26 protein-coding genes are annotated in these 25,163 nt (G+C 72.1%); 7 read left to right on the top strand and 19 right to left on the bottom strand.

From position 1 onward, the window contains the following. Positions 1–8 precede the first annotated feature (8 nt). From purM to FHX44_RS14075, 6 genes are all read left to right on the top strand, one after another. Positions 9–1,088, top strand: coding sequence for a phosphoribosylformylglycinamidine cyclo-ligase (gene purM / locus FHX44_RS14100; RefSeq protein ID WP_147256227.1), 1,080 nt, complete (start codon positions 9–11; stop codon positions 1,086–1,088). Positions 1,089–1,311: 223 nt separating this feature from the next. Next, positions 1,312–1,746 (top strand): SRPBCC family protein, encoded by a 435-nt coding sequence (locus FHX44_RS14095; protein ID WP_147256226.1) that lies wholly within the window; start codon positions 1,312–1,314, stop codon positions 1,744–1,746. A 119-nt stretch (positions 1,747–1,865) separates the two neighbouring features. Next, positions 1,866–3,029, top strand: a complete 1,164-nt coding sequence (locus FHX44_RS14090; protein WP_212612468.1) for an NAD(P)/FAD-dependent oxidoreductase — start codon at positions 1,866–1,868, stop codon at positions 3,027–3,029. After that, positions 3,026–3,925, top strand: coding sequence for an RNA polymerase sigma-70 factor (locus FHX44_RS14085; RefSeq protein ID WP_147256224.1), 900 nt, complete (start codon positions 3,026–3,028; stop codon positions 3,923–3,925). The genes FHX44_RS14090 and FHX44_RS14085 overlap by 4 nt, the downstream gene beginning before the upstream one ends. Positions 3,926–4,101: 176 nt before the next feature. Next, on the top strand, positions 4,102–4,638 hold the full coding sequence (locus FHX44_RS14080) for a DoxX family protein (protein ID WP_212612467.1): 537 nt from the start codon (positions 4,102–4,104) through the stop codon (positions 4,636–4,638). An 11-nt stretch (positions 4,639–4,649) separates the two neighbouring features. Next, complete coding sequence (locus tag FHX44_RS14075; RefSeq protein WP_246170947.1) at positions 4,650–5,435, top strand: LLM class flavin-dependent oxidoreductase; 786 nt, start codon at positions 4,650–4,652, stop codon at positions 5,433–5,435. Positions 5,436–5,483: 48 nt separating this feature from the next. Here the strand turns inward: FHX44_RS14075 and FHX44_RS14070 are convergent, their stop codons facing one another. The 6 genes from FHX44_RS14070 to FHX44_RS14045 all read right to left on the bottom strand — a co-directional run bounded on the left by FHX44_RS14070 (position 5,484) and on the right by FHX44_RS14045 (position 10,544). Continuing rightward, positions 5,484–6,323, bottom strand: a complete 840-nt coding sequence (locus tag FHX44_RS14070; RefSeq protein WP_147256222.1) for a class I SAM-dependent methyltransferase — start codon at positions 6,321–6,323, stop codon at positions 5,484–5,486. Between the two features lie 37 nt (positions 6,324–6,360). Beyond that, positions 6,361–6,825, bottom strand: a complete 465-nt coding sequence (locus FHX44_RS14065) for a VOC family protein (protein WP_147256221.1) — start codon at positions 6,823–6,825, stop codon at positions 6,361–6,363. A gap of 53 nt (positions 6,826–6,878) precedes the next feature. Beyond that, positions 6,879–7,553, bottom strand: coding sequence for an NUDIX hydrolase (locus FHX44_RS14060; protein ID WP_147256220.1), 675 nt, complete (start codon positions 7,551–7,553; stop codon positions 6,879–6,881). A gap of 71 nt (positions 7,554–7,624) precedes the next feature. Next, the gene (locus tag FHX44_RS14055) at positions 7,625–8,626 is read right to left on the bottom strand and encodes a Gfo/Idh/MocA family protein (protein WP_147256219.1); all 1,002 of its coding nucleotides are present in this window, start codon (positions 8,624–8,626) and stop codon (positions 7,625–7,627) included. Next, on the bottom strand, positions 8,626–9,402 hold the full coding sequence (locus tag FHX44_RS14050) for an SDR family oxidoreductase (RefSeq protein WP_147256218.1): 777 nt from the start codon (positions 9,400–9,402) through the stop codon (positions 8,626–8,628). The genes FHX44_RS14055 and FHX44_RS14050 overlap by 1 nt, the downstream gene beginning before the upstream one ends. Further along, the gene (locus FHX44_RS14045; RefSeq protein ID WP_147256217.1) at positions 9,402–10,544 is read right to left on the bottom strand and encodes a phytanoyl-CoA dioxygenase family protein; all 1,143 of its coding nucleotides are present in this window, start codon (positions 10,542–10,544) and stop codon (positions 9,402–9,404) included. Before FHX44_RS14045 ends, FHX44_RS14050 begins: the two co-directional genes overlap by 1 nt. Before the next feature lie 76 nt (positions 10,545–10,620). Here FHX44_RS14045 and FHX44_RS14040 point away from each other — a divergent pair, with 76 nt between their 5' ends. Then, positions 10,621–11,619: a LacI family DNA-binding transcriptional regulator gene (locus FHX44_RS14040; protein ID WP_246170367.1), complete on the top strand. Its 999-nt coding sequence runs from the start codon at positions 10,621–10,623 to the stop codon at positions 11,617–11,619. 83 nt (positions 11,620–11,702) lie between these two features. Here FHX44_RS14040 and FHX44_RS14035 read toward each other — a convergent pair whose 3' ends face one another. The 13 genes from FHX44_RS14035 to iolC form a co-directional block, all read right to left on the bottom strand. After that, positions 11,703–11,876, bottom strand: coding sequence for a type II toxin-antitoxin system CcdA family antitoxin (locus FHX44_RS14035; RefSeq protein ID WP_147256215.1), 174 nt, complete (start codon positions 11,874–11,876; stop codon positions 11,703–11,705). 92 nt (positions 11,877–11,968) lie between these two features. Continuing rightward, positions 11,969–12,856, bottom strand: coding sequence for a sugar phosphate isomerase/epimerase family protein (locus tag FHX44_RS14030; protein ID WP_147256214.1), 888 nt, complete (start codon positions 12,854–12,856; stop codon positions 11,969–11,971). Between the two features lie 205 nt (positions 12,857–13,061). Next, on the bottom strand, positions 13,062–14,090 hold the full coding sequence (locus tag FHX44_RS14025; RefSeq protein ID WP_246170366.1) for a Gfo/Idh/MocA family oxidoreductase: 1,029 nt from the start codon (positions 14,088–14,090) through the stop codon (positions 13,062–13,064). Continuing rightward, positions 14,087–15,109, bottom strand: coding sequence for a Gfo/Idh/MocA family oxidoreductase (locus FHX44_RS14020; RefSeq protein ID WP_147256213.1), 1,023 nt, complete (start codon positions 15,107–15,109; stop codon positions 14,087–14,089). Before FHX44_RS14020 ends, FHX44_RS14025 begins: the two co-directional genes overlap by 4 nt. 12 nt (positions 15,110–15,121) lie before the next feature. Continuing rightward, entirely contained in the window at positions 15,122–15,937 is an 816-nt protein-coding gene (locus FHX44_RS14015) for an ATP-binding cassette domain-containing protein (protein WP_147256212.1), read from the bottom strand. A 5-nt stretch (positions 15,938–15,942) separates the two neighbouring features. Further along, positions 15,943–17,007, bottom strand: a complete 1,065-nt coding sequence (locus FHX44_RS14010; RefSeq protein WP_147256211.1) for an ABC transporter permease — start codon at positions 17,005–17,007, stop codon at positions 15,943–15,945. A 63-nt stretch (positions 17,008–17,070) separates the two neighbouring features. Then, positions 17,071–18,066 (bottom strand): substrate-binding domain-containing protein, encoded by a 996-nt coding sequence (locus tag FHX44_RS14005; RefSeq protein ID WP_170308901.1) that lies wholly within the window; start codon positions 18,064–18,066, stop codon positions 17,071–17,073. Positions 18,067–18,119: 53 nt separating this feature from the next. Beyond that, positions 18,120–19,043 (bottom strand): TIM barrel protein, encoded by a 924-nt coding sequence (locus FHX44_RS14000; RefSeq protein WP_147256210.1) that lies wholly within the window; start codon positions 19,041–19,043, stop codon positions 18,120–18,122. A 2-nt stretch (positions 19,044–19,045) separates the two neighbouring features. After that, positions 19,046–20,542, bottom strand: a complete 1,497-nt coding sequence (locus tag FHX44_RS13995) for a CoA-acylating methylmalonate-semialdehyde dehydrogenase (protein WP_147256209.1) — start codon at positions 20,540–20,542, stop codon at positions 19,046–19,048. Next, positions 20,539–22,401: a 3D-(3,5/4)-trihydroxycyclohexane-1,2-dione acylhydrolase (decyclizing) gene (gene iolD / locus FHX44_RS13990; protein WP_246170365.1), complete on the bottom strand. Its 1,863-nt coding sequence runs from the start codon at positions 22,399–22,401 to the stop codon at positions 20,539–20,541. Before iolD ends, FHX44_RS13995 begins: the two co-directional genes overlap by 4 nt. Then, positions 22,398–23,252 carry a 5-deoxy-glucuronate isomerase gene (gene iolB, locus FHX44_RS13985; protein WP_147261162.1) on the bottom strand — a complete coding sequence of 285 codons (855 nt, stop codon included), beginning with the start codon at positions 23,250–23,252 and terminating at the stop codon, positions 22,398–22,400. Before iolB ends, iolD begins: the two co-directional genes overlap by 4 nt. An 83-nt stretch (positions 23,253–23,335) precedes the next feature. Then, positions 23,336–24,208, bottom strand: coding sequence for a Cgl0159 family (beta/alpha)8-fold protein (locus FHX44_RS13980; RefSeq protein ID WP_212612986.1), 873 nt, complete (start codon positions 24,206–24,208; stop codon positions 23,336–23,338). Then, on the bottom strand, positions 24,201–25,154 hold the full coding sequence (iolC, locus tag FHX44_RS13975; protein ID WP_212612466.1) for a 5-dehydro-2-deoxygluconokinase: 954 nt from the start codon (positions 25,152–25,154) through the stop codon (positions 24,201–24,203). The genes FHX44_RS13980 and iolC overlap by 8 nt, the downstream gene beginning before the upstream one ends. Between the last annotated feature and the right edge of the window lie 9 nt (positions 25,155–25,163).

The raw sequence follows: 25,163 nt of genomic DNA, 5'->3' as shown, positions 1-25,163 counted from the left end.
CGACGACCATGCCGCCGATCACCGCCCGACCCGCCGGGGCAGGCACCAGCTATGCCGCTGCCGGCGTGGACATCGACGCCGGTGAGGAAGCCGTGGAGGCGCTGCGCCCGTACGCGGAGAAGGCGAGCCGCCCCGAGGTGATGGGTGGGATCGGCGGCTTCGCGGGGCTCTTCGCGCTCAAGCTGGGCAAGTACACCGAACCGGTGCTGGCCTCGTCCACCGACGGCGTCGGCACCAAGGTCGCGATCGCGCAGGCCCTCGACAAGCACGACACGATCGGGCTCGACCTGGTGGCGATGGTCGTCGACGACCTGGTCGTCTGCGGCGCCGAGCCGCTGTTCATGCAGGACTACATCGCGGTCGGCAAGGTCGTTCCGGCGCAGATCGCCGCGATCGTCAAGGGCATCTCCGACGGCTGCCAGCAGGCAGGCTGCGCCCTCCTGGGCGGCGAGACCGCCGAGCACCCCGGCCTGATGGAGGCGGGGAGCTACGACATCTCGGGCACCGGCGTCGGGATCGTCGAGGCGGCCGCGATGCTGCGGCCCGACCGGATCCGGCCGGGCGACGTGCTCGTGGCGCTCGGCTCGTCCGGCCTGCACTCCAACGGCTACTCCCTCGCCCGGCACGTCCTGCTGGACATCGCGCGGATGCCCCTCGAAGGCCACGTCGAGGAGTTCGGCCACACCCTCGGCGAGGAGCTGCTCTCCCCCACCCGCATCTACGCACGCGACTGCCTCGCGCTCACCGCGGAGACCGGCGTGCGGATGTTCGCGCACATCACCGGCGGCGGGCTCGCGCGCAACCTGGAGCGCGTGCTTCCCGACGGGGTCGAGGCGGTGCTGGAGCGCGGCAGCTGGACGCCGGCGCCGGTCTTCAAGCTGATCGCCAGCCGCGGCCGCGTCGAGCGCGCGGAGATGGAGAAGACGTTCAACATGGGCGTAGGCATGGTGGCCGTGCTGCCGGCCGACGAGGTGGACCGTGCCCTCGCGGTCCTCACCGCGCGGCACGTGCCGGCGTGGGTGCTGGGCGAGATTCGCCGGGGCAAGCACCGCAAGGTCACGCTGAAGGGCGACCACCCGAGGTTCTGACACCGCAGCACGTCGACTTCACACATCGGCGCCGGACTTCGCACAAAGCCGGCCCTGTGTGAAGTCCCCGCCGGGTCTGTGAAGTTCCCGGCCGTGGCCCTCGTCGAGCTGTGCGGAGCCAAGCAGTGGCCTGTGATCGGCGTCACTCCGTGCAGCCGATCAACTCCGCTCCACCTCCCGGTCCATACTCCAACGGCCCCAGCCCGGGGTCATGGAGAAGGGGATGACGATGAGCGAGACCGCCACCACGTACGAGTACAGCCTGACCCGCGAGCTCGACGCTCCGGTCGAGAACGTGTGGGCCGCCTGGACCCAGCCGGACCACTACGCGCAGTGGTCCGGTGCGGTGCGGTCGTCGATCTCCCTCGACGTGCGCCCCGGCGGCGCGTGGAGCGCCACGATGGCCACGCCGGACGGCTCCGAGTTCCCGCTGACCGGCTCCTACGGTGAGGTCGTCGAGAACGAGCGCCTCGAAGTGATCATGGACCTGCCCGGCGGCGCGTCCACCGCCATGGCCGTGGACCTCACCGACCTCGGGGGCAAGACCCGGATCGTGGTGTCCCAGACGTGTGCCACCGCCGAGGCGCGGGACATGTCGGAGCAGGGGAGCGGGATGCTGCTCGACGGGCTGTCGGCCTACGTGCCCACGATCTCGTAGTCGCCGTACGCCCTCGCGCACCGGCGGCCCGGCGGCTCGGTCGAAGTGACTCAGATCACAACGTGTCACGTCCGAGTAGCCGCCGGTGTCCCGAGGGCATGCCTGGTCACAAGAGCCCCATGAGGGTCGTCGTCATCGGCGGTGGGTACGCCGGCACTCTCGCGGCCAATCGCCTCCGGATGCGTGCCGGTGTCGACATCACGCTGGTCAATCCGCGCCCGAGGTTCGTCGAACGGATCCGGCTGCACCAGTTCGTGGCGGGCACCGGCACCGCGACCCTCGACTACGGCACGCTGCTGGGCGAGGGCGTCCGGCTGGTGGTCGACAGCGCCACCCGCATCGACGCCGCCGGGCGCAAGGTGCTGCTGGCATCGGGCACCGCGCTGGACTACGACTACGCCGTCTACTCGGTCGGCAGCACCGGTGCCACCCCGGCCGCGGTGCCGGGAGCGGCGGAGCACGCTCATCACCTCACCGAGCTCGAGCAGGCGCAACAGCTGCGCGATGCGCTGGAGCAGCTCGATCCGTACGCCCCCGTCACGGTCGTCGGCGCCGGGCTCACCGGGATCGAGACGGCCGCGGAGCTGGCCGAACAGGGCCGTACCGTCAGGCTGGTGTGCGGCGGGGCGTTGGCCCCGGCGCTGTCCGAGCCGGGCAGGCGGTCGGTCGCTGGCTGGCTCGCCCGCAACGGTGTCGAGCTGGTCGAGACCGCGGTGGTGGTCGAGGTACGGCCGGACTCGGTCGTGCTCGACGACGGCGTCGTGCTGGCCAGCGCGGTCACCGTCTGGACGGCCGGATTCGGGGTGCCGGAGCTCGCCGCCCGCAGTGGTCTGCACATCGATGCGGTGGGCCGGTTGCTCACCGACGAGACCTTGACCAGCGTCGACGACGACCGGATCGTGGCTGCGGGCGACGCCGTGGCACCGTCGGGACAGCCGCTGCGGATGAGCTGCCAGGCGGCAGGGCCGCTGGGTCTGCAGGCCGCCGACACGGTGCTGAGCCGCATGGCCGGAACCGAGCCTGCGGTGCTGGACCAGGCGTTCAAGGGATCGGCCGTGAGCCTGGGCCGGCGGGCGGCGACGATCCAGTTCGCCCGCAAGGACGACACACCGGTGAACTCGTTCATCGGTGGCCGAATGGGAGCGCCGATCAAGGAGCTGGCCTGCAGGGCCGCGGTGTGGGGAATGCGTCGCGAAGCCCGCAAGCCCGGTTCCATCGTCTGGTTCAAGGGTGGCCGGCGCATCGAGCGTCCGGTGTCCGCCCAGGTGGGTACGCACCCGTGACGGGCGGGGAACACGCGGAGCGGTTCACCCACCTGCGGCCGCTGCTGTTCACGATCGCCTACGAGATCCTCGGTTCGGCGGCCGAATCCGACGACGTGCTCCAGGACAGCTACCTGCGCTGGGCCGCGGTGGACCTCGCGACGGTGCGGGACACCAAGTCGTATCTGGCGCAGCTCGTCACCCGTCAGGCGCTCAACGCGCTGCGCGCGAGCGCCCGCCGCCGCGAGCACTACGTCGGCCCGTGGCTGCCCGAGCCGCTGCTGCTCGACGACCACGACGGCGCCTCCGACCTCGTGCTCGCCGAGTCGGTGTCGATGGCCATGCTGGTGCTGCTCGAGACGCTCGGCCCGGACGAGCGGGCCGTGTTCGTGCTGCGCGAGGTGTTCGGCTTCGACTACGACGAGATCGCGGGCGCGGTGGGCAAGTCCGTGTCGGCGGTGCGACAGGTGGCGCATCGCGCGAGGGAACACGTGCGGGCGCGGCGCAAGCGGTTCGAGCCGGTCGATCCTTCCCGGACCGCGCGGATCACCGAGCGGTTCATGACCGCCGCCGCCACTGGTGACGTGGACGGGCTGCTGGCGATGCTGGCGCCGAACGCCACCTGGACGGCCGACAGCGGCGGCAAGGCCACGGCGGCCCTGCACCCCGTGGTCGGCGCCGAGAAGGTGACCGCAATGGTCATGGGCCTGTTCCGGACCGGGCCACGGCTGCTGCCCGACCTGCGTCTCGAAGCGGTCATCTGCAACAGCGTGCCCGCGATGGTCGCCTACAGCGCCGGAAGGCTCGACGGCGTCCTCCTCATCGAGATCGTCGGCGAGAAGATCACCAATTTCTACATCATCCGCAATCCGGACAAGCTGGCCGGCGTCGCGGTACCACGCACGATCAGCCGGTAACAGCACCGATGGGCGGGCAAACCGTCCACAGTGGATTTGCATCGCGACACCGGACCAGAGAGTGCGCGCCGAGATCATCGATTGATGCTCAACCCTGCAAGGAGGATCTCATCGCCATGTCGGTGCACGATTCGACCGTCGCACGAAGCGACTGGAACTGGAGCAGGATTCGCCCCATGGCCTTCTGGGCCACGACGTTCGTCATCGTCTTCGAGCTGGCCGCGGGATCCGTCTGGAACCTCGTGACGATCGAATGGATCGAAGTCCAGATGATCCACCTGGGATACCCGCACTACTTCGCCTACATCTCGGGCTGGTGGCAGACCGCTGCGGCCGCCGCGATCATCGCGCCCGGCCTCCCGCTGCTCAAGGAATGGGCGTACGCGGGCATCTTCTTCCTGTGGTCGGGCGCCGTGGCGTCGCATCTGTCCGCCGGTGACCCCCTCGAGACGTGGGGGGCGCCGCTGATGTTCACCGTGTGCGGCATCGCATCGTGGGCGCTGAGGCCTGCCGACCGCCGGCTCCCGGGGACGCGGCTCCGCCGTGCCGACGCCGGCCGTGACGGGACCGATCCGGCGGGAACCCGTCCTCGCGCCTGGGCCATGTCGATCGGGCTCCTCGTCGTCCTGTACGTCGTTTCGTTCCTGACGCTGCCCGCGGTCGAGGAGGTCATGCACGAGAACGCAGTTGAGCTCGGATGGATCGACGAGTAGTGCTGGTGACCATGCGACACGCGGTCAACCTGCCTCCGTTCGCCCCACCGGGGACCCTGGTCTCGCTCGCCGTCGACGCCGAGCAGGCGGGCTGGGACGGTGTCTTCTTCTGGGATCACATGACCTGGCTGCCCGAGCTGCGGCTGCACGTGCACGATCCGTGGGTCCTGCTCGGCGCCGTGGCCGCCCGGACCGAGCGAGTGCTCCTGGGCACCATGGTGACCCCGCTGGCCCGGCGCCGACCGTGGAAGGTCGTCAAGGAGATCACCACGCTCGACCACCTCAGCGGCGGGCGGGCGGTGCTCGGTGTGGGTCTCGGCGCGCCGCCCGACGCCGAGTTCGGGGCCTTCGGCGAGCCGACTGCCGCGCGCCACCGCGCGGACCTGCTCGACGAAGGCCTGACCGTCCTGGACGGCTTGCTGCGCGGCCGCGTCGACCACGACGGCGAGCACTACCGCGTACACGCCGAGCTGCTCCCCCGGCCGGTGCAGGATCCACGGCCGCCCATCTGGGTCGCGGGCGAGAGCCCGCACCGGAGGCCGCTGGAGCGGGCCGCCCGCTGGGACGGCTTCGTCCCGCTGTCCGGGGACGGGATCCTGACCCCGGACCAGGTCGCCGACTACGTCGACGGGGCCGAGCGGCCGCCCGGCTGGGACCTGGTGGCGTTGCACCCGGACGGCATCCCCGCCCACGAGTACCAGCAGGCGGGTGTGACGTGGCTCGTGGAGGGCATCGACCCCGAGGGCGACTGGGTCGACGAGCTCCGGGCGTCGATTCGCCGCGGGCCACGCAACTGACGACACGCAGGGGTCTCGTGCGGCGATGCTGCTCGACGGGCTGTCGGACTACGCCCCCACGATCTCGTAGCGGACGTACAGGCTCATGTCGCGCACCGGCGGCACGAGCTGGGTCATCCGGGAGGCGAGCTCCGAGCCGCGCGGTGCAGCCCCGGGCGGTAGGCCGCCGAGCAGGGCGGGGGAGAGGGCGCTGATCGCGTCGGTGCACCGCAGCTTGGGGTTCGATCGCTCGAGCTCGTGCGCGTCCTCGATCGCCCAGCGCATCAGGGACGACCCGAAGCGGCGCTTCAGCATCCAGTTGCTCGTGCGGACGGCGAGCCGGTTGTGGGTGTCCAGGACGACGGCGCCGGTCGGGAAGCGATCGGTGATCCGCCGGGAGAGCGCATGCCCTTCGGCGGGTTCCAGGTACATGACCAGACCCTGGGCGACGACCAGCACCGGCCGGTCGGTGGGGATCTCTTCCCACCACGCCGGATCGGCCACCGACGCCGCGATCATCCGGTAGTTCTCGCGCTGCGGGTAGAGCTTGCCGCGCGCCTCGATGACCGGGGGCAGGTCGACGTCGTACCAGTGCACGCCGGGCCCCGGGTCGATCCGCCACACGCGGGTGTCCAGCCCGGCGCCGAGGACGAGCACGGTGGCCCGCTCGTGGTCGGCGAGGAACTCCGCGGTCCAGGCGTCGAAGTGCTTCGCGCGCAGCGCGACCTTGGTCCGGACGCTCTTCGGTGAGGAGAACCGGGTCAGCCACGAGAAGTCGTAGTCGATCTTCTCGAACGCTTCGGCCGCCATCCCGTCGCCGAGGATCGTCGGTTCGATGCGCGCGTCCGTTGCGATCCCGTAGAGCGTGATCAACGAGGTCTCCATGGCGTCCGGAAACCGGATCTCCACCCGCGTCACGTCGCCGGATACCCCGTCGAGCCGCCGTTCAGGCCAGCGGTTCGACGCGCATGTCCGGCCCCGGGTCGTGCACGCGGTGCGGGCCGGACGGCGCGTCCTCGTGGCGGGCGTGGGTGTAGAAGCGCACCTCGTGCCCGTCGGGGTCGTGCAGCATCGGCAGGATCCAGCCCTCGCTGGCCCGGTGCACCCCGCCGTGGCGCAGGCCGAGGCCGTCGAGGTGGGCGGCGAGCGAGGTGATGCTCGGGTGGTCCGGCACCCCGATGGAGAAGTAGTCGAACCCGGCGGCGGCCTCGGCGAGCGCCGGGTCGAGGCGCAGGGCGAGCGGCGGGCCGCCGTCGGGGTGTTCCATGCCCAGCCCGGCGAGCTCGCCCTGCTCCACGAACTCCACGGTGACGCGGTAGCCGAGCACCTTCCCGTACCAGTCCGCCGACCGCTGCAGGTCGCGCACCGGGAGCTTCAGGTGGTGGATGCCGGCGAGGGTCGGGGCGCTCATGCCGGGAAGCTCGTTCGGCGCGGCCGTTGCGTGACGGGTGCGGGCCTGCCGGCCTATCGCGGAGGGTCGGAGGGCTGATCCCGCAGCATCGGCGGGTGCAACGCGGTGGCCGGGCCGCGGCGGTACAGCTGCCCCGGCCTGCCCCGGCCGGAGCTGACCTTGGTGCCGGTCGGCACCAGGAAGCCGGGCGTCGAGGTGACCTTGCGGGAGAAGTTGCGCGGGTCGGGGCAGGTGCCCCACACCGCCTCGTACACGCGCCGCAGCTGCGAGATCGTGAACTCGGCCGGGCAGAACGCCGTGGCGAGCGTCGTGTACTCGAGCTTGGCGCGCGCCCGCTCCACGCCGTCGGCGAGGACCTGCGTGTGGTCGAAGGCGAGGGTGCCGGCCTCGGCCACCGGTACCCAGATGCACTCGCCGGGTGGCTCGGGGAGGTCGGGCACGAGCGCGAGGTGCCCGACCGTGAGGACCCGGCCGCGCGGGTCCCGGTCGGGGGCGGCGTAGCTCGCCAGCTGCTCCAGGTGGTGACCGTCGATCGCCAGCCCGATCTCCAGAAGCTCCCGGCCCGCCGCGTCGAGGAGGTCCTCGCGCCCGCGCACGAAGCCACCCGGCAGCGCACGTTCACCGGCGAACGGGGGCGCGGCACGCTCGCGCAGCAGCACGCACAGGACACCGTCGCGCACGGTGAGCACGACCAGGTCCACCGCCACGGCGAACAGGTTGCCGCGCATCGTCCTCCCGACTTATCGTCGGGCTGACGCTACCGGATGTCGATCATCGCCTTGCGCTGCGGGTCCCCGGATCAGGGGCGGACCTCCTCCACGCGCACCGGGCGGTGCTCCTGCCGGGAGAGCGTCGTGGCCTCCGCGATGAAAGCCACCTCCAGCGCGTCCTGCACCGTGCACGGGCTCGGCCTCGCGCCCGCGACGACCTCGGTGAACGCCGCCAGCTCCGCCCGGAACGCCGCGGCGAGCCGCTCCATGAAGAAGTCGTGCGGCGGGCCGGCGGGGAAGGTGACGCCGGGCTCCAGCGAGCGCAGCGGCAGCCCGTCGTCCAGGCCCGCGGCGGCGCTGTCGGCGGTGCCGTGCAGCTCCAGCCGCACGTCGTAGCCGCGCGGGTTGCCGCGGCTCACCGACACCACGCCGAGCGTGCCGTCGTCGAGCGTGAGGATTACCGCCGCGGTGTGCACGTCCCCGATCCCGGTGAACAGCGGGTCGCCGCGGTCGGAACCCGTCGCGTAGACCTCGACGACCTCCCGCCCGGTCACCCAGCGCACGGCGTCGAAGTCGTGCACGGCGCAGTCCCGGAAGATCCCTCCGGACCCGGCCAGGTACGCGGCGGGTGGCGGGGCCGGGTCGAGCGTGGTGGAGCGGACGGTGTGCAGCCCACCGAGCTCCCCGCTCTCGACGGCCGCGCGGGCGGCGAGGAACGCCGGGTCGAACCGGCGCGGGTAGCCGACCTGCACCGGCACGCCCGACTCCTGCACCCGCCGCGCCACCGTGACGGCATCGGTGACGGCGCGGGCGAGCGGCTTCTCGCAGAACACCGGCAGCCCGGCCTCGACCGCGGCGAGCACCAGCTCCGGGTGCGTGTCGGTGGCGGCCGCCACCAGCACGCCGTCGACGCCCGCCGCGAGCAGCTCGGCCACCGAGTCGACCGGCTGCGCGCCGACCCGCTCGGCCACCTCCTTCGTCACCGCAGGCACGGCATCGGTGACGACCAGCGAGTCGACGGCGTCCAGGTCGGCGAGCGTCTGCGCGTGGAACGCGCCGATCCGGCCGAGCCCGATCAGTCCGAGCCGCATCAGTCCAGCCCTCCGAACACGTTCTGGTCCCAGTCGATCACCGAGCCGGTGACGACACCGCTGCGGTCCGACAGGAGGAACACGACGAAGTCGGCGATCTCGTCGACCTGTCCGAGCTTGCCCATCGGCAGCCGCCTGCCCGCCTCCTCCCGCCAGCCGTCGTCGGCGTCGTGGAACCGGCGCTGGATGGCGTCCTCGCCCTCGGTGTCGGTCCAGCCGATGTCGAGGCCGTTGATCCGGATCCGGTCGAAGCGGTGGGCGTGGGCCGCGTTGCGGGTGAGCCCGGCGAGACCGGCCTTCGCCGCGACGTACGGCGCCAGGTAGGGCTGCCCGCCCAGCTCCGACGAGGAGATGACGTTGACGATCCCGCCCGGCGCGCCGCGGCGCAGCATGTCCCTGACAGCGGCCTGCATGAGGAAGAACGGAGCCCGCAGGTTGATCGCGATGTGCTCGTCGAACAGCTCGGGGCTCGTGTCGACCAGCGTTCCCCTCGACGTCAGTCCGGCCGCGTTGACCAGCGCGTCCACCCGGCCGAACGCCTTGACGGTGGTGGCGACCGAGGCCTGGGCCTGCGCCACGTCCGCGACGTCGGTGGCCACGAACAGCGCCTCGGCGCCGGACTCGCGCAGCGCGGCCACGAGCTTCTCGCCGGGCTCCCGGCGCCGCCCCGTGACGGTGACGGTCGCGCCCTCGCGTGCGGCGGCCCGCGCGACGCCCGCACCGACACCCTGCGTCCCGCCGCTGACCAGCACGACCCGGTCGTTCAGGAGGCCCATCACGCGGTCCTGCGGCGGTCGGTGTGCTCGGTGAGCGCGGTTCCGAAGGTCTCGGGCGACCAGCCCTCGGCCAGCGCCCGTCGGACGAGGTCCGCCTGGCTGGGCGGGGCGAGCCCGTCGACCGGTGGGTCGCGGTCCAGGTTGGTGGGGAACGCGTAGCCCTCCGCCGCGGCGGCGACCGCGTGCTCGGGCGCCGGGTGCGCCCGCAGGGCGGGGTAGACGGCGCGGCAGATCCGGTCGCGGTCGACGCTCTCCATCGCCCGCCCGAACGCGGAGGAGACCTGCAGCAGGTTCGCCATCCGCCGCACGTCCACCGAGCGGTTCGCGCCCGCACCGTGGATCACCGCCGGGTTGAAGAACGCGGCGTCCCCCGTCCGGAGCGGGAGCTGCACGTGGTGGCGCTCGAAGTGCTCGCGGAACTCGGGGCGTCCGGTGGCGAGGTAGCCGGGGCCGTACTTCTGCGAGTGCGGCAGGTACATCGTGGGGCCGCTCTCCACCGGCATGTCCGTGTGCGCCACCGCGCCCTGCAGCGTGAGCACGGGGGAGAGCACGTGCACGTGCGGCGGGAACTGCTCGATGCGCGCGGGCGGCAGGAACCCGAGGTGGTAGTCCCGGTGCCCGACCTGGGCCGCACCGCCCGGGTTGACGACGTTGACCTGCGAGGTCACCTGGTAGCCGGGGCCCAGCCATGCCGTGGAGGCGAGGGCGATGACCGGGTTGGCGTAGTAGTCGACGAACACCTCGGGTGCACGCACGGCGAGCTTCTCGAGGGCGTTCCAGACGCGGTCGTTGGCCCCCGGCTTCGCGAAGTGGTCGCCCGCGACGACGCCGCTCGCGCGCTGCTCGGCGATCATCTCCTCGAACGCGGCCGTGGCGCGGTCGACCACGGCCCGGTCCGGGTAGGCGCCGCGCACCACGACGACGCCGGGGCCGTCGGCGAAGGCACGCACGAGCTCGGCCCGTGCGTCGTCGGCCGGCACGTCCAGCAGCCGCGCGGCGTCGTAGACGAGCACCTCGGCGACGACCTCGGTGGCCAGCGGGAACGCGCGCGGGTCGGTGCGTTCGGCGAGCACGGCCAGTAGGTCCTCGAGCCGGCAGGCGGCCTCGGTCCAGCGGGTGTCGGGGGCGTGCGTCGTTGCCATCTCGGCTCCCGTTTAAAGCGCTTTAAGGACCTCGGTTACGATCCTCGCGTCATCGACGGCTGTCAAGGGGGTGGGCGTGCACCGCAGGCCCCGGCTGGAGGACGTCGCCGCCGAGGCGGGCGTCTCCACCGCGTCGGTCTCCCTCGTGCTGCGCGACGTGCCCGGGCCGAGCGCCCGGACGCGGGAGCGCGTGCTCGCGGCCGCCGAGCGCCTGGGCTACCGGGCGGACCGCGCGGCCAGCCTGCTCGCCCGCAGGCGCACCCGGCTGCTGGGTGTCCCGGTGCTCCTGCGCGACGCGTTCCGCACGGAGCTGGCCGAGGAGGTGCAGATCGCCGCGGACGCGCGCGGCTACGCGGTGGCGCTGAGCGCGATCACGCCGGTCTCCGACGAGCCCAGGGTGGTGGAGGCCCTGCTAGACATGCGCTGCGAGGCGGTCCTGCTGCTGGCCCCCGAGCTGCCGCCTGCCGACCTGGCGGCGCTCGGCACGCGGGCCCCCGTCGTCGTGGTCGCCCGGCACGTCGCTCCCGAGGGCTTCGACGTGGTGCGCGTGGCCGACGAGGCCGGTGTCGGCGAATCCGTCGACCACCTCGTCGGCCTCGGACACCAGCGGATCGTGCACGTCGACGGCGGCGAGGCGGCCATGGCAGCCGACCGCCGGGCGGGTTTCCTCGCGGCGGTGCGCCGCCACGGCCTCGACGGCCGCGTCCTGCGCGGCGGTTACGTGGAGGCGGCCGGGGCGGCCGCGGCGCGGGCCCTCCTGGAGGACCCGGAGCTGCCGACCGCGGTGGTCGCCGCCAACGACCGCTGCGCGATCGGCCTCCTCGACGTGTTCCTGCGCGCGGGCGTGCGCGTGCCGCAGGACGTGTCGGTGATCGGCTACGACGACGGCGAGCTCGCCCGCCTCTCCCACATCGATCTCACGACGGTGCGCCAGGAGGCGGCCGAGCAGGCCCGCCGAGCCGTGGCGGCGGCCGTGGAGCGCCTGGAGGGGACCCGTACGGACCCCGTGGAGGTGGTCCTGAAGCCCCACCTGGTGGTCCGGGGCACGACGGCCCCACCCCGCGCCGCCGGCTGACGCATCCCTCGTGGCTCGCGCTCCCGGTCCCGGCTCACGCTCCCCGTTGACGGGGGGCACCGGGGAGACGGGCCGCGTCGGGCCTATGCGTCCGGGCCCTCGAGCTCCTCCGGCGGCTGGATCGGGCGCCGCCGCTGCTCGCGCGTGTGCTCGGCGATGGCCGCCTCCACGGCGGCGTGCACCGCGGCGGGCGACACGTTCGGGTCGACCCGGCGGGCGGCCGCCAACGACCGCGAGGACACGGAGATATTGATCATGGTGGTCGCCCCCCTCGGAGTCTCGTGCCGATGTGCTCTGCGGGTTATCGTCGCAGCGGGCCCGAGCGTGTCACCTTCGGGTGAGGCCTGCGTCACTCATTCGAGGAAACGCTCTCCAGGAGCGCCCGGAGGGCCGTCACGCTCGTGCGGACGTCGGTGAGGGGTCCCTCGCCGATCGGCTCTTCGGTCAGGATCGTGTCCTGCTCGAGCACGTACCAGCCCTCGTACCCGTCGGCACGCAGGTGACTCACGATCGCGGCGAAGTCGACGTCACCACGCCCGACCGGGCGATAGATCCCCTCCCGCACGGCCTCGGTGTAGGTCCGCCGTCCGGACTGCACCTGCCGGGCGAGGCCGAGGTCGACGTCCTTGACGTGCGTGTGCGCGATCCGGTGCGGGGCCTGCCGGGTGAGCTCCGCCGGGTCGGTGCCGCCGATCAGCAGGTGACCGGTGTCGAGGCAGAGCGCGATCGACGAGCCGTCGAGCACGCGCTGCACGTCGGTGCCGTTCTCGACCATGGTGCCGACGTGCGGGTGCAGCACGGCCTTCACGCCGTGGTCGGCGGCGAGCGCGTCCAGCCGGTCGAGGTTCCCGAGCAGGGTGCGCCACCCCTCGGGGTCGAGCTCGGGGCGCACGTCGTACCCGTCGAGCCCGGTGACGGCCGACAGCACGAGCACGTCCGACCCCGTGGCGGCGTAGGTCTGCAGCAGCTTCTCGACGTCGGGCACCGGATCCTGACCCGGGACGTGCAACAGCAGGGGCGTGAACCCGCCGATCGCCTGCAGGTCGTGCCGGGCCAGCACGTCGGCCATCGCGCTCGCGTCGGCCGGGAGGAAGCCGTCCGGGCCGAGCTCGGTGGCCGCGAGCCCGACGTCGTGCATCTCGGCGAGCACCCGCGCGGGCGGCAGCTGGTAGCCCCAGCCGGGCACCTCGCACACGCCCCACGAGATCGGGGCGCCTGCGATCCGGTCCGTGTTCATTTGCCTCCGCTCCGCTCCGGCGTGCTCGCGGGCCTTTCGGACGCCGCCCTGCTCCTCCGGTGCTCAGTCGCGCTCTGCCTGATTGCCTCGCTGCGCTCCGGCGGCTCGCAGGCCCTCGAGATGCGGTCCCGCTCCTCCGGTGCTCGGTCGCTCCTTCCTCGCTCCCTGCGCCTCCCCCCCAAGGCGGCGTCGGCCCGCAAGCTGTTCACCGCATGCCTCCGGCAGGCAGAACGGTGGTGATGGGTTGGGCGCCGATGGTGACGGGACGGCCGGTGCGCCAGGACTCATCGGCGGCCACGGCCAGGTCGAAGGCGGCGAGCGCGTCCCGGCCGGTGACGCGCGGTGGGGTGCCGGTGCGCACGCAGTCGGCGAACGCGTCCAGCTCGGCGGCGTAGGCGTACGGGTAGCGCTCCTCGAAGTCGTGCACGAGGTCGCGCGCCGCGACGCCGGGGGTGCGCCACTCCAGCCCGCGGCGGTGCGGGTTGTCGATCCGGGCGGTGGCGAGGGTGCCCATCACCTCGGTGGAGCATTCGTAGCCGTAGCGGGCGCCCCGGCTGTTGTCGATCACGCCGAGCGCGCCGTTCGCGAAGCGCAGCACGACCACGGCGGTGTCGATGTCGCCCAGCTGTCCGAACGCCGGGTCGGACGCGGCTCCGTGCGCGCTGACCTCGACGACTTCGCCGACCAGCCAGCGGGCGACGTCCAGGTCGTGCACGGTGACGTCGACGAAGAAGCCGCCGGAGCCGGCGAGGTAGGCGGGGTCGGGCGGGTTCATGTCCCGCAGCGACGTGCGGAAGAGCGTGACCTCGCCCAGCTCGCCCGCGGCGATCCGCTCGGCCGCGGCCACCCAGTCGGGGTCGAACCGGCGGTGGAAGCCCACCTGGAACACCACGCCGGCGGCCTCGACGGCCTCGATCGTCGCCACGGTGGTGGCCCGGTCCAGCGAGACGGGCTTCTCGCAGAACACCGGCTTGCCTGCCCGGGCCGCCGCCACCGACAGCTCCGCGTGCGTGCCGGTGGGGGTGGCGATCGCGACCGCCTCCGAGCGTTCGAGGAGCTCGTCGAAGCTCGCCGCCACCGGCACGTCCAGCTGTGCGGCCAGGGCGGCCGCGCGCTCGCCGTCGGCGTCGTAGACGCACGCCAGGCCGGCCCGGGCGCAGCGGGAGACGAGGTCGACGGCGTGGATGCGCCCCATCCGCCCGACCCCGGCGAGGCCGATGCCGAGCTTCTTCACGCCACTCCTTCCTTGGCGTACAGGTCGGGCCGCTCCCGCAGGACGACCTCCTCGCGCAGCCCGCTGCGCAGCGCCGCGAGGCCCGTCTCGCACGCGACCGTGGCCGCGTAGCCGTCCCACGCGCTCGGGCCGGTGCTCCCGCCCGCCGAGACGGCGTCGACCCAGGCCTGCAGCTCCAGGTCGAACGCCCCGACGAACCGCTCCTTCCAGGTCTCCGGCACACGTCCGGAGTACCGGCCGGCGAGCTTGACGACGGCGCCCGCGCTCTCCGACAGCTCCACGGTGCCGTCCTCGCAGACCACCTCGCCGCGGATGTCGTAGCCGAAGCCCGCGTTCACCATCGCCTCGACGTCCACGATCACGCCGCTGCGCATCTCCAGCAGCACGAGCAGCGGGTCGTTGAACCCCGCCTTCGCCTTGCGGCTGATCCGCCCCTTCAGCACGGTGACGGCCGCGATCTCGTCGTCGAACATCCAGCGGGCCACGTCGATGTCGTGGACCGTGGAGTCGTTGATCGTCATGTCGCTGGTGAAGAAGTCCGGCACGGAGGGGTTGCGGTGCGCCGCGTGCATGAGCAGCGGCGCCCCGATCTCCCCGCTGGTGACGACGGCCTTCATCGCCCGGTACTGCGGGTCGAACCGGCGCATGAACCCGACCTGCACCAGCCGCTTGCCCGTCGCGACCTCGGCGTCGACGATCCGGTCGCACGCCTCGCGGGTGGTTGCCAGTGGCTTCTCGCAGAACACCTGCTTGCCCGCGGAGATCGCGGCGAGCACGTACTCCTCGTGCGTCGGTCCCCACGACGTGACGACGACGGCGTCGACGCCCGGATCGTCGATCAGGGCCTGGCCGGTGTCGTGCACGACCGACCCGGGGACGCCGTCGGCGACCGCGCGGGCCCGGTCGAGGTCCACGTCGGTCACCGCGGCCACCCGGGCGCCGGACAGCACCGAGGTGAGCCGCCTGATGTGGTCCTGGCCGATCATGCCGGTGCCGATGACGCCGACGTCGAGTGTCACGCGAGTACTCCTCTATCGCTTGAGTTCGTGGGACAGCTCGGCGAGCTCCTGCCCGCCCGCCATCTCCGCGGTCAGCTCATCGAGGCTCACCTCGGAGCGCTTCTTGTCCAGCACCCGCCGGCCGAGCTTCAGGATGATGAAGTGGTCGCCCACCAGGTAGGCGTGGTGCGGGTTGTGGGTGATGAACACGACGCCGAGGCCGGCGTCGCGGGCCGCGGCCGTGTACTTGAGCACCACGCCGGACTGCTTGACGCCCAGCGCGGCGGTCGGCTCGTCGAGGATGAGCACGCGCGCCCCGAAGTACACGGCGCGGGCGATCGCGACGCACTGGCGCTGGCCGCCGGACAGCGTGCCGATGGGCTGGTTGATGTCCTTGACGACGATGCCCATCTTGCGCAGCTCGGCGTCGGCGATCTCCTTCATGCCCTTGATGTCCAGCGGGGCGAGCGGGTAGCTGCCCTTCCGGATCTCCGAACCGAGGAAGAAGTTGCGCCACACCTCCATCAGCCCGACGACGGCCAGGTCCTGGTAGACGGTGGCGATGCCGTGGTCGAGCGACTGGCGCGGCGACGAGAAGTGCACCTCCTGCCCGTCCACCTTGAGGGTGCCCTCGGTGTGCGGGTGCAGACCAGAGATGATCTTGATGAGGGTGGACTTGCCGGCACCGTTGTCGCCGAGCACGCAGGCGACCTCGCCCGCGTTCACGGTCAGGTTGATGCCCTCCAGGGCCCGGATGGCGCCGTAGGCCTTGCCGACGCCCTCCATCTCGACGAGCGGTGTGCCGACTTTCAGGCTGCGGTCGGCATGCCCCACGATGGTGTCCGTCATGACCTTCAGCTCCTGCGGTTGAGGGCGTAGTTCTTGACGTAGAGGTTGAGGATGACCGCGAGCAGGAGCATCGCTCCGAGGAAGAACTTGAACCAGTTCGGGTCCCAGCCGGCGAACACGATGCCCTGGGTGGTCATCCCGAAGATGAAGGCGCCGACAGCGGCGCCGATCGCCGAGCCGTACCCGCCGGTGAGCAGGCAGCCGCCGACGACCGCGGCGATGATGTAGAGGAACTCGTTGCCGACGCCCTGCCCGGACTGCACGGTGTTGAACGAGAACAGGATGTGCATCCCGTAGAACCAGCACATGAAGGCCACGCCCATGAACAGGCCGATCTTGACCTTGTTCACCGGCACGCCGACCGCGCGGGCGCTCGCCGCATTGCCGCCGACCGCGAAGATCCAGTTGCCGAGCCGGGTGCGCAGCAGGATCCACGTCGCCAGCGCCACGAAGAAGATCCACCACAGCACGGTGATGCGGACCGTCACACCGCCGAGTGCGAACTCCGAGGCGAAGACCGCGCGCGCGGAGGCGAACCCGTCCATGTCAGCCACGTTCTGGGTGGCCACCGTGCCGGTGACCAGCTTCGTGACCCCGAGGTTGATGCCCGTCAGCATGAAGAACGTGCTCAGCGTGATCAGGAAGCTCGGGATCCCGGTCCGCACCACGAGGTACCCGTTGACGAACCCGATCGCCAGCATCACGACCAGGCTGACCAGCACCCCGACCCACAGGTTCGCGTTCAGCTGGTAGCTGATCATCGACGCGGTCAGCGCGCCCGTCACGACCGAGACGCCGGCGGACAGGTCGAACTCGCCCCCGATCATCAACAGGGCAACGCCGACCGCGACGATGCCGATCGACGAGCTCGCGTAGAGCACGGTCGACAGGGCCGGCAGCGTGCGGAACGGCTCGGCGATCACGGTGAAGAAGATGAAGATCGCGATCGCCGCCGCGAACGACCCGATCTCCGGACGGGTGAGCAGGGTGGACAGCAACGACTTCTTGGGACGCTCGACCTCGGTGGTCGGCGTCGGAGGGGACGGCTGGGTCGCCACGGGTGAACTCATGGCTCGCTCCAGGGTTGGGAAGGGCCAGGGGGAGCCGGGCGGCCGGCTCCCCCTGGGAGGGCATCAGCGCTTGTTGTTCTGCGCGTAGGTCACGATCTGCTCGACGTTGGTCGAGTCGACGAAGGACGGGCCGGTGAGCACGGGGCCGCCGCCGCCCATGTCGTTGCCGTTGGTGAGGTTCAGCCACAGCGATGCCACGGCCATGTAGCCCTGCACGTAGGGCTGCTGGTCGACGGCGAACATGAGCGTGCCCTCCTGGATCGCCTTCGCCGCGTCGACGTTCAGGTCGAAGGTCGCGACCTTCGCCTGGCTGCCGGCGTCGGAGACGGACTCGAGCGCCGTGAGGGCGAACGGGGCGCCGAGCGCGATGACGTGCGTGATCGACGGGTCCTCCTGCAGCTTCGCGCCGATCGTCGACCGCACCGACGGCAGGTCCGTGCCCTGCACGTACAGGTTCTCCGTGTTCGGGAAGCTCGCGGCCACACCTGCGCAGCGGGCCTCGAGCGCGACGTGACCCTGCTCCTGGACCACGCAGATCACCTTCTGGGCGCCGTCCTGGGCGAGGCGCTGACCGGCGGCCTGGCCGGCGAGGGACTCGTCCGACCCGAAGTACATCTTCGCGCCGAACCGCTGGTAGTCGTCCTTCCCCGCGTTGAACGCCACGACCGGGATGCCGCGGTCGGCCGCCGCCTTCGCCGCGGGGCCGACCTGCTCCACCTGGGCGAGCGTGACGGCGAGGCCGTCGACCTGGCTGTCGATCGCGTTCTGCACCAGGGTCGCCTGCTCGGGCGCCTGAGCGCCGTTCGAGTACTTCAGGTCGACGTTGTGTGCGCGCGCCGCGTCCTCCGCGCCGGCCCGGATCCGGTCCCAGAACGTGTCGCCGGGCTGCTCGTGCGTGACCATCGCGATCGTGAACTGCTCGCCGCCGACGTTGCCGCCGGCCGGGCCGCCCGCGCCGCCCTGTTCCTGCTGGGCCCCGCCCTGGCTGCTGCACGCCGCCAGCGCGATGCCGAGCGCCGCGGCCACCGCCAAGGTGCGCATCGTCTTCCTGGTACTCATCTTTGAGTTTCCTTCCAGTGCACAGCCGGCCGCAGCGGCGGGCTGGGAATGGGTCAGTAGGGCCACCTGCGGACCGGGCCGAGGCCGCAGCCCCGGAAGTACCCGGCCGTGCGTGCGCCGATGGGCAACGGGATGTGCGGCTCGACCGGGTAGAGGTCCTGCTCGACCACCGTGAACAGGTCGGTTTCCAGCCGGGCGAGTGCGTCGAGCAGCGGTGGCATGTCGGGCTCCCCGTAGGGCGGCTCGACCATCACCCCGAGCGGGACGGCCTCGGCCATCGAGAGCTTCTCGGCGCGAACCCGCTCCCGCACGGCCGGATCGACCTGCTTGAGGTGCACGTAGCGGATCCGTTCGGGGAAGCGTTCGATGATCGCGATGTTGTCGCCGAAGCAGTAGGAGATGTGCCCGGTGTCCAGGCACAGGTTCACGTACTGCGGGTCGGTGTCGGCGAGGAACCGCTCCACCCGATCCTGGGTGTCGACGTGGGTGTCGGCGTGCGGGTGGAAGACCAGATCGACGCCGAACTCCTCGAGCAGGACCTTCCCGAGCCGGTCGTAGCCGGTGGTGAGGTTCTTCCACTGCTCGGGATCGATGTCGCCGGACTGGACGGCGCTTCCGGTGTGCATGTCCGTGTACTGCTCAGGGAGCACCACGAGGTGGCGCGCGCCGAGCGCGGTGAGCAGGCGCGACTCGCGGCCGCACGCCTCGATCGCCTCGTCGAGCGCCTCCGCCCCGCGATGCAGCCCGGCGAAGATCGTGCCGCCGCAGAGCCGCAGGCCGCGTGCGTCCAGCTCGTCGCGCAGGCGCGCCGGGTCCTGCGGGAGGAAACCGGACGGTCCCAGTTCGGTCCACAGGTAGCCGGCCTGCGCGATCTCGTCGAGGTACTGCTGCCAGCCGACCTGCTTCGGGTCGGACGGGAACCACACCCCCCACGAGTCGGGCGCGGTGCCGAGGGTGAGCCTGTCCAGGGCCGCCATGATCAGGTCGCCGTCGGGAAGTGGTAGCTGGCGCCGGTGGCGTGCTCCACGTGCGGCCACCGCGACGTCACGACCTTCGCGCGCGTGTAGAACGACACGCCCTCCGGCCCGTGGATGTGCTTGTCGCCGAACAGCGAGTCCTTCCAGCCGCCGAAGGAGTAGTAGGCCATCGGCACCGGGATCGGCACGTTGATCCCGATCATCCCGACGTTCACCCCGCGCTGGAACCGGCGCGCCGCCTCCCCGGAGGAGGTGAAGATCGCGGTGCCGTTGCCGTACGGGTTGGAGTTGATCAGCGCGATCGCCGCGTCCACGTCGTCGGCGCGGACCACCGACAGCACCGGCCCGAAGATCTCCTCGCGGTAGACGTCCATCGCAGGCTGAACGCGGTCGATCACCGTGGGGCCCACGAAGAAGCCGTTCTCGTGGCCGGGCACGGTGAGCCCGCGGCCGTCGACGGCGAGCTCGGCGCCCTGCTCGGCACCGCTGCCGATCAGCCCGACGATCCGCTCCTTCGCCGCGGCGGTGACGACCGGGCCCATCTCGCTGTCCGGTTCCCGGCCGGGGCCGACCTTCACCGCACGGGCCTTCTCGCTGACGGCGGCCACGAGCTCGTCGGCCGCCCCGCCGACGGCGACCGTGGCGGAGATCGCCATGCAGCGCTCGCCCGCGGAGCCGAACGCGGCCGCGACGAGGTGGTCGGACGCGTAGTCGATGGGGGCGTCGGGCAGCACGACGGCGTGGTTCTTCGCGCCGCCGAGTGCCTGCACGCGCTTGCCGTTCGCGGTGCCGCGCTCGTGGATGTACTTCGCGATCGGGGTGGAGCCGACGAACGACACCGCGGCCACGTCCGGGTGGTCGAGCAGCGCGTCGACGGCCTCCTTGTCGCCGTGCACGACGTTGAACACGCCGTCGGGCAGCCCGGCCTCGGCCCACAGCTCGGCCACCAGCTGCGAGGCGCTCGGGTCGCGCTCGCTGGGCTTGAGCACGAACGTGTTGCCGCACGCGATCGCGACCGGGTGCATCCACATCGGCACCATGGCCGGGAAGTTGAACGGCGTGATGCCGGCGCAGACGCCCAACGGCTGGCGGAACGAGAACAGGTCGACGCCGGTGGAGACCTGGTCGGAGTACTCGCCCTTGAGCAGGGTGGGGATGCCGCAGGCGAACTCGATCACCTCGAGGCCGCGCTGCACCTCGCCACGGGCGTCGGATACGACCTTCCCGTGCTCGTCGGAGATGATCTCCGCGAGGTCCTGGATGCGGGCGTTCACCAGCTCCCGGAAGTTGAACAGGATCTTCGTCCGGTTCGAGAGCGACGACTGCGACCAGGTCTGGAACGCCGCGGCCGCGGCCTGGACGGCCGCGTCGACGTCCGCGCGGCTCGCGAGCATCACCTCGGCCTGCTGCTCGCCGGTGGCCGGGTTCCAGACCGGGCCCGTGCGGGTGGACTCGCCGGTGGCGGGCTTGCCGCCGATCCAATGCGTGACGGTCCTCATCGAGGGGTGCCTCCGATCAGCGGGCGCTGTTCCGACTTGTGCGCCTCGTACGTCTTGCGGGCGGCGGTGGTGGAGTCGAGCTGCGAGACCTCGGCCACCGGCACGTCCCACCAGTTCTCCGAGTCGGGTGCCGGGGCGAGCGGGTCGGTCTCGATGTGGATCGCGGTGGTGCGGTCGGACGAGCGGGAGCGGGCGATCGCCTCGCGGAACTCCTCGATCGTGCGCACGCGGATGACGTCGGCGCCGAGGCTCTCGGCGTTGGCGGCGAGGTCGACCGGGAGTGTCTGGCCGTCGAGCAGGCCGGTGTCGGGATTGCGGTACCGGTAGGCGGTGCCGAACCGCTGCGAGCCCACCGACTCCGACAGCGCCCCGATCGAGGCGAACCCGTGGTTCTGCACGATGACGAGGTTGAGCTTGACCCCCTCCGACACCGCGGTGACGATCTCGCTCGCCATCATCAGGTACGACCCGTCACCGACCAGGGCGAACACCTCGCGCTCCGGGGCCGCCATCTTGATCCCCAGCGCGCCGGCGATCTCGTAGCCCATGCAGGAGTAGGCGTACTCCACGTGGTACTGCTTCGCGTCCCGCGCGCGCCACAGCATCTGGAGGTCGCCGGGCATCGACCCGGCCGCCTGCACGACCACGTCGGTGGGCGCCATCTCCTCGTTGAGCGCGCCGAGCACCTCCGTCTGCGCCGGGAGCGGCTGGTGCCCCAGGTGGAACGCCTCGTCGACGGTCCGGTTCCAGGCGGAGACGTCCCACGTCGAGGAGGCCCGGTAGCCGGCGAGGGCGTCGGTGAGCGCCTCCAGCCCCGCGCGCGCGTCGGCGACCAGCATCTCGCCCGCGTGCTTGGCCGCGTCGAACGCCGCGACGTTGAGGTTGACGAACCGCACGCCCGGGTGCTGGAACGCGGTGCGGGACGCGGTGGTGAAGTCGCTGTAGCGGGTGCCGATCCCGATGACGACGTCGGCCTCGCGGGCCAGCGCGTTCGCGACCGGCGAGCCGGTGGAACCGACACCGCCGACCGCCTCCGGGTGGTCCCACAGCAGCGCGCCCTTGCCGGCCTGCGTGTCCCCGACGGGGATGCCGGTGGCCTCGGCGAAGCGGCGCAGCGCGTCGGTGGCCTCGCTGTAGTGCACCCCGCCGCCCGCGACGACCAGCGGGCGCTCCGCCGAGCGGATCAGCTCGGCGGCCCTGGCCAGCGCAGCGGGCTCGGGCACCGCGCGCGGGATGTGCCAGACCCGCGGCGCGAACAGCTCCTCCGGCCAGTCGTACGCCTCGGCCTGCACGTCCTGCGGCAGCGAGATCGTCACGGCGCCGGTCTCGGCCGGATCGGTGAGCACGCGCATCGCACCCAACAGCGCCGACGGCAGCTGCTCGGGCCGCCACACGCGGTCGAAGAACCGGGAGACCGGCCGGAACGCGTCGTTGACCGAGATGTCGAAGGTGCGCGGGTCCTCCAGCTCCTGCAGCACCGGGTTGGCGACGCGGGTGGCGAACACGTCCGACGGCAGCAGCAGCACCGGGATCCGGTTGGTGGTGGCGAGCGCGGCGCCGGTGACCATGTTCGTCGAGCCAGGTCCGATCGATGCGGTGCACGCTATCGCCTGCAGGCGGTTGCGCATCCGGGCGTAGCCGACGGCCGTGTGCACCATGCCCTGCTCGTTGCGGGCCAGGTGGTAAGGCAGGTCCACGCCGGTGCGGGTGGCCTCCAGCAGCGCCTGCCCGAGCCCGGCCACGTTGCCGTGCCCGAAGATCCCGAAGCAGCCCGGGATCAGCCGGTGCTCCACGCCGTCGCGCTCGCTGTACTGGTTCGCGAGGAACCGCACGAGCGCCTGGGCCACGGTCAGCTTCACGCCGTCGTCTCCTCGGTCGTCGTCAACGGGAGGCGTGGATCGACCTCCTGGTCGTCCCATGTGCGGCGTACCCAGGCGTGGGCCGGGTCGTCGCAGATCAGCCACGCCCGGTCCGGGCTCGGGCCGGCCATCACGTTGAGGTAGTAGAGGTCGTAGCCGGGCGTGGCCATCGACGGGCCGTGCCAGCCGTGGGGGATGAGCACGGTATCGCCGCTGCGCACCTCGGCGCAGACGTCGATCTCCCGGCCCGGTCCCGAGGTGTAGACGCGCTGGTAGGCGGGGCCGTCGCGGTCGACCTCGAAGTAGTAGACCTCTTCGAGCTGCGCCTCGCCCTCGCGCTCCTCGTCGTGCTTGTGCGGCGGGAACGACGACCAGTTCGCCCCGGGGGTGAGCACCTCGACGGCGATCAGCTTGTCGGCGTCGAAGGTCTGCGGGTTGCAGAAGTTGTTGACCTGCCTGCTGGCCTGGCCTGCGCCGCGCAGCTCCACCGCCACGCCCTCGGCAGGGCCGTAGCGCGCGGGCAGCCGCCGCGTGGCCCGGGCGGCGGGGAGCGCGAACCGCCCACCGCCCGCGGACGACACGGTGACCTCGGCGTCCCGTGGCACATAGGCGAAGTCGCTCACGCGGGTGAAGACGCTACGCCGGCCGGCCACGTCGAACGTCTCGCCGTCGCACGACACCCGGCAGCCACCCGACAGCGGCAGCACGACCATCTCGTCCGGGCCGGTCGCGAAGGTGACGCTCGCACCCGGGGCCAGCTCGAGGACGCGCAACGAGCTGTACTCCCACCCGGCGTTCTCGGGCGTCACGACGAGGGAGAAGGGCCCCTCGGAGGTCTCGCCCCGCCGCACGAGCGGCCCGACGTTCCGACGAACGGCGCGTTCGTCGGAACCTATCCGGCCAACGAGCCGTTCGTCGGAACCGATCTGCCCGCTCACAGGAGCCCCACCGCCGCGTCTACCGCCCCCGCCACGTCGTCGCCCGGTGGGTAGAGCAGCGACCGGCCGATCACCAGGCCTTTCACCGTCGGCAGCGCGAGGGCCTTGCTCCAGCTCGCGAAGGCGGCGTCCTGGTCCTCGGTCACCTCCCCGCCGAGGATCAGCGCGGGCAGGGTCGTGGCGGCCATCGCGCGCTCCATCTCCTCGACGATCGGGACCTTGAGCCAGGTGTGGGCGGACGTGTTGCCGAGCCCGGCGGCGACCGTCGAGGCGCGGATCATGGCCTCCGTGGTGAGCTCATTGCGCACCCGGCCGTCGACGCGGTGGGAGATGAACGGCTCGACCATCGCCATCAGCCGGTGGCCGGCCAGCTCGCTCACCGCCCGGCCGCAGGACTCGAGCGTCGCCGCGGTGGCGCGGTCCTCCGGGTCGATGCGGACCAGCATCTTGCCGCCCTCGAACCCGGCCGCCGCCAGGCTCGCCGCGTCGAAGGCGGTGAACCGGTCGTCGATCTCGAAGGCCGTGCCGGCCAGGCCGCCCCGGTTCATGGAGCCGACCACGACCTTGCCGTCGAGCGCGCCGAGCAGCAGCAGGTCCTCCAGCACGTCCGGGGTACCGAGGACGCCGTTGACGCCGGGCCGGGACAGCGCGAGGCACAGCCGGTCGAGCAGGTCGCCGCGGTCGGCCATGGCCAGGGGCCGGTCGCCTGCCCGCAGCGCGCCGCGGGCCGGGTGGTCGGCGGCGATCATCATCAGCCTGCCGTGCTCGCCCAGCAGCGAGTCGGGCTTGCGGCGGCGCCGCGCGGCCTCGGCCACGGCCTGCGGCCTGCGCACCCGCAGCTCGACGAGCTCCTGCAGTCGGTCAGCCAGCACGGACGGCCTCCCCGAGCTTGGCCTCGACCTCGTCGGTCGTGGGCATCGCCTCCGCGCAGGCCAGCCGGCCCGCGACGATCGCGCCGGCGGCATTGCAGAACCGCATCGCGCGCTCCAGGTCCCAGCCCGACAGCAGGGCGTGGCACAGCGCACCGCCGAACGCGTCGCCCGCGCCCAGGCCGTTGACCACCTCGACGGGGACCGGAGGGACGACGACCTGCGTGGTCCCGTCGGAGGCGAGCACGCCCGCAGGCCCCTGCTTCACGACCGCGAGCTCGACGCCCGCCTCGTGCAGCGCTTTGGCCGCGGCGTCCGGCTCGCGGGTCCCGACCGCGGTGTCGCACTCGTCGAGGTTGCCGACGGCCACCGTGACGTGCGGCAGCGCCTCCCGGTACCAGCGGCGGGCCTCCTCGCGGGAGGGCCAGAACATCGGGCGGTAGTCGAGGTCGAACACGGTGATGCCCGCCTTGCCCCGTGCCTGCAGGGCGGCGAGTGTTGCCTCGCGGCTCGGCTCCTGGGACAGGCCGGTGCCGGTCATCCAGAACACGCCGGCGTCCCGCACGGCGTCCATGTCCAGCTCGTCGGCGTGGATCTCCAGGTCGGGGGCCTTGGGGAAGCGGTAGAAGTACAGCGGGAAGTCGTCGGGCGGGAAGATCTCGCAGAACGTCACCGGCGTCGGCAGGTGCGGCACCGGCGTGACGTACCGGTCGTCCACGCCGAAGCCGCGCAGCGCGTCGTGGATGAACTCGCCGAACGGGTCCTGCCCGGTCCTGCTGATCACGGCGCTGCGCCGCCCGTGACGCGCTGCCGCGACCGACACGTTCGTCGCGCTGCCGCCGAGGTACTTGCCGAACGTCTGCACCTCGCGCAGCGACACCCCGGTCTGCAGCGGGTACACGTCCACGCCGATGCGGCCCATGGTGAGCACCTCGAACCCGGCCATCCGCCTCCC

The organism is Pseudonocardia hierapolitana (assembly GCF_007994075.1).
Lineage (GTDB): Bacteria > Actinomycetota > Actinomycetes > Mycobacteriales > Pseudonocardiaceae > Pseudonocardia > Pseudonocardia hierapolitana.
This window is presented reverse-complemented; position numbering and strand designations above follow the sequence as displayed.